The organism is Arthrobacter sp. V1I7 (assembly GCF_030817015.1).
Taxonomy (GTDB): domain Bacteria; phylum Actinomycetota; class Actinomycetes; order Actinomycetales; family Micrococcaceae; genus Arthrobacter.
Genome location: NZ_JAUSYS010000001.1, coordinates 2,883,677 through 2,895,354, shown reverse-complemented (window position 1 = coordinate 2,895,354; position 11,678 = coordinate 2,883,677). Strand labels below are relative to the sequence as shown.

The window sequence follows — 11,678 nt, the reverse complement described above, 5'->3', positions numbered from 1 at the left end:
CTATGAAAGGCAATCAGGACAACAAATTCCCCGGGCCCGGACCGGACAGGGGGCGGTTCGAACGCGGCAGGAGCCACCGCGGGCCCCACGGACACGGCGGGTTCGGGCCCGGCCGCGGGTTCGGCCCAGGTTTTGGGCCCGGCTTTGGCCCCGGCGGTTCACGCCGGGCCAACAGGGGCGATGTCCGCTCGGCGATCCTCTCCCTCCTGGCCGAAGCACCGTCCAACGGGTACGGGCTGATCAAGACGATCGCCGAGAAAACCTCCGGGGCATGGCGGCCGAGCCCGGGCTCTGTTTACCCGACGCTGCAGCAGCTCGTTGATGAAGACCTCATCGCACCGGTAGGGGATGGCCGGCGCACCGAATTCACGCTCACCGAGGCCGGACGGGCGTATGTAGCCGGCCATGCCGAGGAGCTGGATAACGCGTGGGACACCGATCCTCAGGGATCCGGGCCGGCGTTCCACCAGAGCGTGGGAAAGCTGATGGGGGTCATCCACCAGTTCCGTTTCTCGGCAACCGATGAACAACGCCGGGCCGCCATGGAGAAAATCGATGAAACCCGGCGGGCGCTGTACCTTATCCTCGCCGACTAGGTTCATGGCCCGCCGTACCGGCTCTGGCGTCGGACGGACGCCAAACCGGCCCACCCCGGCTGGCGCAGGGGCATCAGGTGACTGTCAGTTCAGAATGGCCGCATGATTCCCGGGACGGTTCACCTCACGTCCCCTACGTTTGAGCTGGCCCACCGATACCTCCCGTCGCCGTCCCAGGGGCGTTGGTCTGGATTCTGTGACCCTTGCCACGGGGAGGGCTCAAAGGGCCAGTGCCGTTAGCCGATCACTGGGTACTCGCCTAGAATTGGAGGAGATGTACGGACTTCGAAGCGCTTGATTTCGGGTTGCGTAGGGAAACGAAACACGGAACAGAGCGGCTGCGGTTGCGCCAGTGGTCAGCTCATAACAGGAGGAATCCAGCATGGCTGAACACAACGACCGCGGCGGCAAAGACCGCGGCAACTTCGGGGGCGGACGAAACACTGGCGGTGGTGGTTTCCGCGGAACCAGCAACTCCGGCGGCGACCCCCGAGGCTTCCGGGCCCGGGAGGATCGCGGCTCCGAAGGTTCCCGCCCCTCCTTCAACGATCGAGACCGCAAGCCCTCGGGAGACCGTCCGGCGCGTGACGGCGACCGGAAGCCGTTCAGCGGCGGCGACCGCGACCGCAAGCCCTTCAGCGGCGGCGATCGTGATCGTAAGCCGTATGGTGATCGTGCCCCGCGTGAAGGTGGCGGCGAGCGTCGCAGCTTTGGTGCCGGTGACCGTAAGCCGTTCAGCGGCGGCGGTGACCGCGACCGTAAGCCCTTCGCCGGCGGCGGTGACCGCGATCGTAAGCCGTATGGTGATCGGGGCCCGCGTGAAGGTGGCGGCGAGCGTCGCAGCTTTGGTGCCGGTGACCGTAAGCCGTTCAGCGGCGGCGGCGACCGCGACCGTAAGCCCTTCGCCGGCGGCGGCGATCGTGATCGTAAGCCATATGGTGATCGTGCCCCGCGTGAAGGTGGCGGCGAGCGTCGCAGCTTCGGTGCCGGTGACCGTAAGCCGTTCAGCGGCGGCGGCGACCGTAAGCCCTTCGCCGGCGGCGGTGACCGCGATCGTAAGCCGTATGGTGATCGTGCCCCGCGTGAAGGTGGCGGCGAGCGTCGCAGCTTCGGTGGCGGAGACCGCGACCGCAAGCCTTTCAGCGGCGGCGACAACCGGAAGCCGTTCGGTAGCCGGGACGACCGTCCGGCCCGCAGCTTCGACCGGGACGACCGTCCGGCCCGCAGCTTCGACCGGGACGAGCGCCCGGCCCGCGGCTTTGACCGCGGCGGCGACTCGGGCCCGCGCCAGTTCGGCCGCGACCGCGCCGAGGACCGTCCGGTCCGCGTCCCCAACGCCCGGGATCTCCGGAGCGCCAACCGCCCGGACCGTGAGCGCTCACCGCAGATCGACGACGACGTCACGGGCAAAGAGCTGGACCGCGCTACCCAGCACCAGATCAAGACCCTGGAAGACAACAGCGCCGAGTGGGTGGCACGCCACCTCGTCATGGCCGGACGCCTCATCGACGATGAACCCGAGCTTGCCTTCCAGCACGCCCTGGCCGCCAGCCGGCGCGGTGGGCGCCTCGCGGCTGTTCGCGAAGCAGTCGGCCTGACGGCGTACGCCGCCGGACACTATGGCGAGGCCCTCCGCGAATTCCGCACCTACCGCCGTATTAGCGGCTCCAACATGCACCTGCCCGTCATGGCGGATTGCGAACGTGGCCTCGGACGCCCGGACCGCGCCCTCGACATGGCGCGCTCGGACGAGGCCAAGGATCTTGACGCGCCCGGCAAGGCGGAACTGGCCATCGTGGCCGCCGGTGCACGATCCGATCTGGGACAGCTCGATGCCGCGGTCTCCGAACTGGAGATCGCACAGCTGGACATCAACCGGGCCTTCTCCTACAGCCCCCGCCTCTTCCGTGCCTACGCTGACGCCTTGACGGCGGCCGGCCGCGCCCCGGAGGCCGAGAAGTGGAATCGCCAGGCAATCGTCGCCGAGAACGCCCTCGGCGTGGCCGGCGAGGAGGAACCGGACATCGTCGACCTCGGCTGGGACGAGGAAGAGGAAGCCCGCGAGGAAGAACAGCAGCGCCGGCTGGCCGCCCAACAGGCCGCCGAACAGTCGGCTGCCGCCGCCGAAGGAACCGCCCCCCGCGCGGCCACGGCCGCGGCGGTGGCTGGCATTCCGGAAACACCCGCAGCGGACGCCGGAATAGCTGCGCTCGAGGAAGGTGCCGACGACGTCGAGCCCGACTTCTTCGAATCCGACGACGCCGAGTCGGATGAAGATTCCGTGGAACGGGACGCCCTGGACCGCACGGAGCTGCTGGCTGGGGATGAGTCCGGGGATGCAGCAGATGACGCCCCTGACGCGTACGACGCCGCGGAATTTGACGCCGACCACGCAGCGGACTCCGGGCAACCGGACCGCACCGAGGACTAGCGGCGAATGGACGGCAAGGAACTGATCTCAACGTTCGACGCGCTGCTCGCCGACCTGGATGGCGTGGTCTATGCAGGACCCGACGCCATCCCGGGAGCTGTGGAGTCCCTGCGCAAGCTCGCCGGAGTCGGCGTCGGCCTGGGCTACGTCACCAACAACGCGTCCCGGACGCCCGCGCAGGTGGCCCAGCACCTTCGCGATCTGGGCGCCCCGGCGGAGGACCATCAGGTGGTCAGCTCCTCGCAGGCTGCAGGAGAGCTGCTGGGTTCGCTGCTGCCTGCCGGCGCCCGCGTCCTGATCACCGGGGGAGACGCGCTGGCACGCGAAATTGAACTGGTGGGACTGGTACCGGTCCGCAGTGGGGCGGAGGATCCCGTCGCCGTCGTGCAGGGATTCCACCCGGACGTCGGCTGGAAAGACCTCGCAGAGGCCTCCTATGTTGTTGCCGGCGGCGCTCTGTGGGTGGCCACCAATACGGACATGTCCATCCCCCAGGCGCGGGGCATCGCCCCGGGAAACGGGTCACTCGTCGCGGCCGTCGCCGCGGCAACCGGACAACGCCCGCTCGTCGCCGGCAAGCCCGAGGCGCCGCTGTTCCACGCGGCCGCCAAGCGGCTGGCCGCCGACCGGCCCCTCGTCGTCGGGGACCGGCTCGATACCGACATCCTCGGCGGGAACAACGCCGGATTCGCGACGGTGGCAGTGCTGACCGGCGTCGACACCCGCGAATCCATCCTTGCTGCCCGGACCCTCGAACGGCCCGGGTTCCTGATCAACGACCTCACAGATCTCTACCGCCCCTACCCGGCGGTGGAGCACGACGCCGGTCGGTACCGCTGCGGCGCCGCCTCCGCCGTCGTGGACGGGCAGACGGTCCGCGTGAGTGGAGATCCCGCCGATCTGGATGCCTGGCGGGCCGCCTGCGCGGCCTGGTGGGCCGCCAACCCCGAGACCCTCAGCGCGCTGGCGCCGGTTCTTGAATGGCTGGATCACTAGAGTGGAAGCATGACCGAGCTGAACTCTGTACCGGAGACTGAAGCTGCCGGCCAGCCCCTTGGGACTGCCACCGGGACGGCGGCCGGAACGGCCGGCGGAATTCCCGCCGGGGCGAACCGCGGGACGGCGGCTGCCCGCGTGGACTGGCCGGTTCTTCCGGCCGGGGCAGCCGGCCGGGACCCGGACGTGGAAAGTCTGCTGGAACGGCTCGGGACATTGCCCGCGCTGCCCGTTTCCGACCACGGTGAGGTATATGCGGGACTGCACCACGGTCTTCTGGAAGCGTTGAACGAAGCCGGGGACCCCGCATCATGAGCAGGCTTGACCAGGCCCTCGTCGGCCGCGGGCTGGCACGGTCCCGCACCCACGCGGCACGGCTTATTGCCGAAGGCAAAGTCACCTCCGGCGGCGAAGTGCTTGCCAAAGCCTCGCTTCAGGTGCAGGACGAGACGGAACTGGACGTTGCGGCCACCGGCGAGGACAACTACGTCAGCCGTGCCGGGCACAAGCTTGCCGGCGCGCTGGACGCCTTCCCCGCCGTCGAGGTGGCAGGCAAACGCTGCCTCGACGCCGGCGCCTCGACCGGCGGGTTCACAGAGGTGCTCCTCCGCCGCGGCGCGGCCCACGTCGTGGCTGTCGACGTTGGCCATGACCAGCTGGTGCCGCAGATCCGGAACGACCCGCGGGTCGCCGTCCACGAAGGCCTCAACGTGAGGTACATGACGCCGGCGGAGATCGGCGGGCCTGTCGCCCTGACCGTGGCGGATCTGTCCTTCATCTCCCTGACCCTGGTCGTCGCACCCCTTGCGGCCTGCACCGAGCCCGGCGGAGACCTCGTCCTGATGGTCAAACCACAGTTTGAGATCGGCAAGGACCGGCTGGGCCGCAGCGGCGTGGTCACCTCCGAACGGGAACGCCGCCTGGCGGTCAGCAAAGTTGCAGCCGCCGCCGTCGATGCCGGCCTGGAACTGCAAGGCCTGGCGGGCAGTCCACTGCCCGGCCAGGACGGAAACGTCGAGTACTTCCTGTGGATAAAACGCGGGATCGGGACAGACCTGCCTAAGATCGAGGAGCGGGACGCAGCCGTTGCTGCGTTAATCGCAACGATCTGGCCAAAGCACCAGCAGCACTAGAAGGCGGAACCCGATGAGCAGGCGTGTTCTCATCCTTGCCCACACCGGCCGCGAGGAATCCCTCAAGGCTGCGTGGGAAGCGTGCGCCCAGCTCCACGCCTCCGGCATTGTCCCGGTCATGCAGGAATCCGAGCTCGGCGACATGGTCCGGTTCTTCGGCCGCCTGGACCACCCCGTCGAGGTTCTCCACGACCACGTGCAGCTGCCCGAAGTCGAACTTGTCATGGTCCTCGGCGGCGACGGCACGATCCTGCGTGCCGCCGAACTCGTGCGGGAAGTGGATGTGCCGCTGCTGGGCGTCAACCTCGGCCACGTCGGGTTCCTGGCGGAAAGCGAGCGGGCCGACCTGACGCAGACCGTCGAATGGGTCGTTAGCCGCGAATACACCGTGGAAGAGCGGATGACGATCGACGTGCAGGTCTGGGTCCGCGGGCAGAAGATCTGGCACACCTGGGCCCTCAACGAGGCCGCGATCGAGAAAGGCAACCGGGAACGGATGCTCGAGGTGGTCACCGAAGTCGACGAGCGCCCCCTGACGTCCTTTGGCTGCGACGGCGTGGTCCTGGCCACCCCCACCGGCTCCACCGCCTATGCCTTCTCGGCCGGCGGGCCGGTGGTGTGGCCCGAGGTCGAGGCCCTGCTGATCGTGCCGATCAGCGCGCACGCGCTCTTCGCGAAGCCACTGGTCGTCTCTCCGCGGTCCCGGCTAGCTGTCGAGATCCTGAACCGGACCGATGCCCAGGGGGTGCTCTGGTGCGACGGCCGGCGCTCCGTGGACCTGCCGCCCGGCGCCCGCGTGGAAGTCACCCGCTCGGCCACCCCGGTCCGGCTGGCCCGCACCCACCCGACGCCGTTCTCCGGCCGGCTGGTCCGCAAATTCGAGCTCCCCATCCAGGGCTGGCGCGGCCCCATGCCGCAGGCCGCGGCCATCCACACCGGTCCGGTGCCGATAATCCGCACCCCGCGGCCCATGCCTCCGCTGCCCACTCCGCCGCAGGCTGGGCCACCGCACGCCGGGCCCGGCGACACAACTGATCCCTCGACTGCGAAGTGACCCATGCTTGAAGAACTGAGAATCCGCGACCTCGGCGTCATCACCGACGCGACGCTGCCCCTCGGGCCGGGACTGAGTGTCGTAACGGGTGAAACAGGTGCCGGTAAGACCATGGTGGTGACCGCCGTCGGGCTGCTGCTCGGCGCCCGGTCCGACGCCGGTGCGGTGCGCAGCGGCGCCAAGAGCGCCTCTGCCGAGGCAATTGTGAAACTCGACTCCGGGCACGCCGCCGTGGCGCGCGCCCGGGAAGCCGGCGCGGACGTCGAGGAGTTCGACGGCGGCGCCGAGCTGCTGCTCGCCCGCAGCGTCGGTGCGGACGGCCGCAGCCGCGCCTACCTGGGCGGCCGGGTGGCACCCGTGGGGGTCCTCGCCGAGGTCGGCGAAACCCTCGTGGTGGTCCACGGCCAGTCCGAGCAGATCAGGCTCAAGAGCCCGGTGGCGCAGCGCGGGGCCCTGGACAAATTCGCGGGGGAGAGCCTCGCCCGGACCCTTGCCGCGTACCAAAAACTGCACGGGCACTGGAAAGCGATCCAGGCCGAACTGGATTCGCTCCGCAGCGCGGCCCGGGAACGCCTGCGCGAGGCGGAGTCGCTGGAAGGTGCCCTCGCGGAGATCGACGCCGTCGACCCGCAGCCGGGGGAGGACGAGTTGCTCAAGGCCGAGGCCGTCAAGCTCGCCAACGTCGAGGAACTCCGGATCGCCGCCACGACAGCGCACCAGGCCCTCATCGCGGAGGACTTCGGCGAGGGCAGCGACGCCACCGCCCTCGTCGACGCCGCCAAGCGCACCCTGGAGCACGTGGCAGAACACGACGAGGAGCTGGGATCCGCGGCGGCGCGGCTGGCCGAGGTCGGCTTCCTGCTCAACGACATCGCCACCGAACTGGCCAGCTACCAGGCATCCCTCGACACGGAGGGCCCGGAACGGCTCGCCGAAATCGAGGACCGGCGTGCCGCCCTGGCGAAACTCGTGCGCAAGTACGCACCTAGCATCGACGAGGTGCTGGTCTGGGCCGGGGAGGCGCGGGGCCGGTACGAGGAACTGCAGGACGACTCGACCCGGATCGAAGCGCTGGACGCCGACGTCACCCGCACTGAAGCCGAGCTCCGCAAGCAGGCGGCCGCCATCAGCAAGAGCCGCAGGAAGGCCGCCAAGGACCTGTCCGGCCGGGTCAGCGCGGAACTGAAAGCGCTGGCGATGGCCGATGCGACGCTCGTCATCAACGTCGACCCGGGCGAGCAGCTGGGCCCGTTCGGTGCCGACGACATCTCTTTCCTGCTCCAGCCGCACGCCGGCGCCCCCGCCCGCCCGCTGGGCAAGGGTGCCTCCGGCGGTGAGCTTTCACGGGTGATGCTGGCCATCGAAGTGGTGCTTGCCGCGGTGGATCCGGTCCCGACCTTCGTCTTTGACGAGGTCGACGCCGGCGTCGGCGGCCGGGCCGCCGTCGAGATCGGCCGGCGCCTGGCGATGCTGGCCCGGCACGTCCAGGTCCTTGTGGTCACGCACCTGCCCCAGGTCGCGGCCTTCGCGGACCAGCACATCCGCGTCACCAAGACCTCTGTGCGGGGCGCGGACGGGGCCACCGCGACCGGCTTCACCTCGAGCGACGTCCAGCTGCTGGATGCGGACGAGCGCGTCCGCGAGCTGGCGCGGATGCTTGCCGGCCAGGAGGATTCGGAATCAGCCCAGGCCCACGCCCAGGAACTCCTCGACGACGCCAGGCTCCTGCCGCAGCAGGCCTGACACTCTACAAAGACGGGCTGGAACCGGGATGACAATCACAGCCGCTGCCCGCGAACAGACCCCCTGGAAGGCAGAATTGATGATAAGCTCAAACTCCGTGGTGCAGCGATCAAATTCCCGTGTAAATTCCCGGTTCCCGGGTTCGTCCAAGACGACCAAACACATCTTCGTCACCGGCGGTGTGGCGTCCTCGCTCGGCAAAGGACTGACGGCTTCGAGCCTCGGTCACCTGCTGCGGGCACGCGGTTTGTCTGTAACAATGCAAAAGCTCGATCCCTATCTGAACGTGGATCCGGGCACGATGAACCCCTTCCAGCACGGCGAAGTCTTCGTGACCGACGACGGCGCCGAGACGGACCTCGACGTCGGCCACTACGAGCGCTTCCTCGACGAGAACCTCGAAGGCTCGGCCAACGTCACCACCGGCCAGGTGTACTCCACGGTCATCGCCAAGGAGCGCCGCGGCGAATACCTCGGCGACACCGTCCAGGTCATCCCGCACATCACCGATGAAATCAAGCGCCGCATGCGGCTGCCCTCCGAGGGCAAGAACGCGCCCGACGTCATCATCACCGAGATCGGCGGCACCGTAGGCGACATCGAGTCGCAGCCGTTCCTCGAGTCCGCCCGCCAGGTCCGCCAGGACATCGGCCGCGGCAACGTCTTCTTCCTCCACGTTTCACTCGTGCCGTACATCGGCCCGTCGCAGGAGCTGAAGACCAAGCCGACGCAGCACTCCGTAGCCGCGCTGCGCTCCATCGGCATCCAGCCCGAGGCGATCGTGATCCGTTCGGACCGCGACGTCCCGCAGCCCATGCGCGATAAGATCGGCCGCATGTGCGACGTCGACATCGACGCCGTCATCGGCTGCCCCGACGCCCCGAGCATCTACGACATCCCGAAGACCCTGCACTCCCAGGGCCTGGACTCTTACATCGTCCGCGCCCTGGATCTTCCCTTCAAGGACGTTGACTGGACCAGCTGGGACAAGCTCCTGGAAGCGGTCCACAACCCCAAGCACGAGGTCGAGGTGGCCCTGGTCGGGAAGTACATCGACCTGCCGGACGCCTACCTGTCCGTGACCGAGGCGCTGCGCGCCGGTGGGTTCGCGAACGAGACCAAGGTGAAGATCCGCTGGGTCCCCTCGGACGAATGCCAAACCCGTGAAGGCGCGGTCAACTCCCTGCACGGCGTGGACGCGATCTGTGTTCCCGGCGGCTTCGGTATCCGCGGCCTCGAAGGCAAGCTCGGAGCCCTCAAGTACGCCCGCGAAACCAAGCTCCCGGTCCTGGGCCTGTGCCTTGGCCTGCAGTGCATGGTGATCGAGTACGCCCGCAACGTCGTCGGTCTCGAAGGCGCCTCCTCCAGTGAGTTCGAGCCGGACTCCAAGTACCCGGTGATTGCCACCATGGAGGAGCAGCTGGACATCGTCGAGGGCAAGGGCGACCTGGGGGGCACCATGCGCCTGGGCCTGTACGAGGCCAAGCTTGACGAGGGCTCGGTTGTGGCAGAGACCTACGGCGCCACCGTGGTCAGCGAACGCCACCGCCACCGCTACGAGGTCAACAACAAATACCGCGAGCAGATCGCCGCGGAGGGCCTGGTGTTCTCCGGAACATCACCCGACGGCAAGCTCGTGGAGTACGTGGAACTTCCCCGCGAGGTCCACCCGTACTACGTTGCCACCCAGGCGCACCCGGAGCTCAGCTCCCGCCCGACCCGGCCGCACCCGCTGTTCGCCGGGCTGGTCAAGGCTGCCCTGGTGCACCAGAAGCGCGCCGACGGCCCGCAGGGGGCTGCAGCCAAGGATGCCCCGGCAACGGCAGCTTCCGCCAAGGATGCCCCTGCCGCTGCGAAGCCGACATCGGCAGTAGCGTCCAAGTAACTCCCGACTGACTTGAAGGACGGCGCGATGCCCGGTAGGTCCGAGACCCCCCAAGCTGCACGGCAGGTTTCGGATCAGCCGAGCCCGCGCCCTCTTTTGTCATCCCGGACGGTCTATGAAGGCCGGATCTGGGATGTTGTCCGTGACACCTTCCAGCTCAACGACGACGGCGACGCGCTCGTCCGCGATTACATCGAGCACCCCGGCGCGGTGGCGGTGCTGCCGATGAACGACGCCGGCGAAGTGCTGCTGCTCAAGCAGTACCGCCACCCCGTCGGGATGGACCTCTGGGAGATCCCGGCGGGACTGCTCGACGTCGAGGGCGAGGACTTTGTCGCCGGAGCCGCGCGCGAACTGGCGGAGGAAGCGGACCTGGTCGCGGCGGAGTGGAATGTCCTCGTGGACTTCTTCAATTCGCCCGGGTCATCCAGCGAGGCCATCCGGATTTATCTGGCCCGCGGACTGAGTGACGTGCCCGGCCACGAACTGCACGTCCGCACGGACGAGGAAGCCGAGATCGAGCTGCATTGGACGCCGCTCGATGACGCCGTCGCCTCGGTGCTGGAGGGACGCCTGCACAACCCCTCCGCCGTCGTCGGGATCCTCGCCGCCGCGGCGGCGCGCGCTGACAACTTCAAGGGACTCCGCCCGGCCGACGCGCCGTGGACCGCGCACCCCAGCCAGCGCTGATGGTGGACCTGGTGGCGACGGAGCCGCCCGCCGCGCTGGACAGCACCCCGCACGAACAGGCCGCACCGCCAGAAGCAGCCGCCCCGCAAAAGCCAGCCAACGCCCCGGGCCGGCCCCTGACCGCGGTTGACCGTGCCATGACGGACTACCTGCAACATATGGGCGTGGAGCGCGGCCTTGCTGCCAACACCCTCTCGGCCTACCGGCGGGACCTGGCGCGCTACGCCAGACACCTCGCGCAGGCGGGCCGGAAGCATCCCGCCGAGATCACCCGGCACGACGTGACGGCCTTCGTGCAGGCGCTGTCCGACGGTTCCGACGGCGGATCCGCCCTCGGCATCCGATCCGCGGCGCGGACCGTCGTCGCCGTCCGCGGCCTGCACAAGTTCTGGGCGCTGGAAGGCGTCACCGGCACGGATCCCGCCAGCGATGTCCACCCGCCCATGCCCGGCAAGCGCCTGCCCAAGGCCATCAGCGTCGATGAAGTCACGAGGATCCTCGAGGCGGCCGGCACGGACACCCCAACGGGACTGCGTGACCGGGCGCTGCTGGAGTTCCTGTACTCCACCGGCGCCCGTATCAGCGAGGCCGTCGGCCTCGACGTCGACGATATCTCGTTGCAGGGCGAGGAGGCCGTCGCCGACTCCGGGCCGGCAATCGTCCGGCTGTTCGGCAAGGGCTCCAAGGAGCGGCTGGTCCCGTTGGGGTCCTTCGGGGCCAGGGCACTGGACGCCTACCTGGTCCGCGGCCGGCCGTTGCTCGCGGCCAAAGGGAAGGGCACTCCCGCGTTGTTCCTGAACGCCCGCGGCGGCAGGATCAGCCGGCAAAGCGCCTGGACCATCCTCAAGACGTCCGCCGAGAAGGCCAACATCACGAAGGTCGTCTCGCCGCACACCCTTCGGCACTCGTTTGCGACCCACCTGCTGGAAGGCGGCGCCGACGTCCGCGTCGTCCAGGAACTGCTGGGCCACGCCTCCGTCACAACTACGCAGGTGTACACCCTCGTAACGGCAGACACGTTGCGGGAAATCTACGCCGCCGCGCATCCCCGGGCGCTGGGCTAGAAAGGGGCTGGGCTAGAAAGGGGCTGCGCCAGCAAGGGGCTGCGCTAAAAGCCGCACTGGGCCCGGTAGCGCCGCAACAAATCCGT

The 11,678-nt window shown here is 68.8% G+C and carries 10 protein-coding genes; all 10 read left to right on the top strand.

The genetic code is table 11. From position 1 onward, the window contains the following. Positions 1-2 precede the first annotated feature (2 nt). The 10 genes from QFZ69_RS13330 to xerD all read left to right on the top strand — a co-directional run bounded on the left by QFZ69_RS13330 (position 3) and on the right by xerD (position 11,592). Complete coding sequence (locus tag QFZ69_RS13330) at positions 3-596, top strand: PadR family transcriptional regulator (RefSeq protein ID WP_306918805.1); 594 nt, start codon at positions 3-5, stop codon at positions 594-596. Between the two features lie 382 nt (positions 597-978). After that, on the top strand, positions 979-3,027 hold the full coding sequence (locus QFZ69_RS13325; protein ID WP_306918803.1) for a hypothetical protein: 2,049 nt from the start codon (positions 979-981) through the stop codon (positions 3,025-3,027). Between the two features lie 6 nt (positions 3,028-3,033). After that, positions 3,034-4,023, top strand: a complete 990-nt coding sequence (locus QFZ69_RS13320) for an HAD-IIA family hydrolase (RefSeq protein WP_306918801.1) — start codon at positions 3,034-3,036, stop codon at positions 4,021-4,023. Positions 4,024-4,032: 9 nt separating this feature from the next. Beyond that, positions 4,033-4,338, top strand: a complete 306-nt coding sequence (locus tag QFZ69_RS13315; protein WP_306918799.1) for a hypothetical protein — start codon at positions 4,033-4,035, stop codon at positions 4,336-4,338. Further along, positions 4,335-5,156 carry a TlyA family RNA methyltransferase gene (locus tag QFZ69_RS13310; protein ID WP_306918797.1) on the top strand — a complete coding sequence of 274 codons (822 nt, stop codon included), beginning with the start codon at positions 4,335-4,337 and terminating at the stop codon, positions 5,154-5,156. Before QFZ69_RS13315 ends, QFZ69_RS13310 begins: the two co-directional genes overlap by 4 nt. A gap of 13 nt (positions 5,157-5,169) precedes the next feature. After that, positions 5,170-6,210 carry an NAD kinase gene (locus QFZ69_RS13305; protein WP_306918795.1) on the top strand — a complete coding sequence of 347 codons (1,041 nt, stop codon included), beginning with the start codon at positions 5,170-5,172 and terminating at the stop codon, positions 6,208-6,210. A 3-nt stretch (positions 6,211-6,213) separates the two neighbouring features. Continuing rightward, positions 6,214-7,953 carry a DNA repair protein RecN gene (gene recN, locus QFZ69_RS13300; RefSeq protein WP_306918794.1) on the top strand — a complete coding sequence of 580 codons (1,740 nt, stop codon included), beginning with the start codon at positions 6,214-6,216 and terminating at the stop codon, positions 7,951-7,953. Between the two features lie 79 nt (positions 7,954-8,032). Then, positions 8,033-9,838 carry a CTP synthase gene (locus tag QFZ69_RS13295; protein WP_306918792.1) on the top strand — a complete coding sequence of 602 codons (1,806 nt, stop codon included), beginning with the start codon at positions 8,033-8,035 and terminating at the stop codon, positions 9,836-9,838. 27 nt (positions 9,839-9,865) lie between these two features. Continuing rightward, positions 9,866-10,528, top strand: coding sequence for an NUDIX hydrolase (locus QFZ69_RS13290; protein ID WP_306918790.1), 663 nt, complete (start codon positions 9,866-9,868; stop codon positions 10,526-10,528). Next, entirely contained in the window at positions 10,528-11,592 is a 1,065-nt protein-coding gene (gene xerD, locus QFZ69_RS13285) for a site-specific tyrosine recombinase XerD (RefSeq protein ID WP_373461940.1), read from the top strand. Before QFZ69_RS13290 ends, xerD begins: the two co-directional genes overlap by 1 nt. Positions 11,593-11,678: the final 86 nt, after the last annotated feature.

Bases quoted from the DNA above. Each gene is read 5' to 3' on its own strand.
- QFZ69_RS13330 (WP_306918805.1), top strand. From the start codon at position 3: ATGAAAGGCAATCAGGACAACAAATTCCCCGGGCCCGGACCGGACAGG.
- QFZ69_RS13325 (WP_306918803.1), top strand. From the start codon at position 979: ATGGCTGAACACAACGACCGCGGCGGCAAAGACCGCGGCAACTTCGGG.
- QFZ69_RS13320 (WP_306918801.1), top strand. From the start codon at position 3,034: ATGGACGGCAAGGAACTGATCTCAACGTTCGACGCGCTGCTCGCCGAC.
- QFZ69_RS13315 (WP_306918799.1), top strand. From the start codon at position 4,033: ATGACCGAGCTGAACTCTGTACCGGAGACTGAAGCTGCCGGCCAGCCC.
- QFZ69_RS13310 (WP_306918797.1), top strand. From the start codon at position 4,335: ATGAGCAGGCTTGACCAGGCCCTCGTCGGCCGCGGGCTGGCACGGTCC.
- QFZ69_RS13305 (WP_306918795.1), top strand. From the start codon at position 5,170: ATGAGCAGGCGTGTTCTCATCCTTGCCCACACCGGCCGCGAGGAATCC.
- recN (WP_306918794.1), top strand. From the start codon at position 6,214: ATGCTTGAAGAACTGAGAATCCGCGACCTCGGCGTCATCACCGACGCG.
- QFZ69_RS13295 (WP_306918792.1), top strand. From the start codon at position 8,033: ATGATAAGCTCAAACTCCGTGGTGCAGCGATCAAATTCCCGTGTAAAT.
- QFZ69_RS13290 (WP_306918790.1), top strand. From the start codon at position 9,866: ATGCCCGGTAGGTCCGAGACCCCCCAAGCTGCACGGCAGGTTTCGGAT.
- xerD (WP_373461940.1), top strand. From the start codon at position 10,528: ATGGTGGACCTGGTGGCGACGGAGCCGCCCGCCGCGCTGGACAGCACC.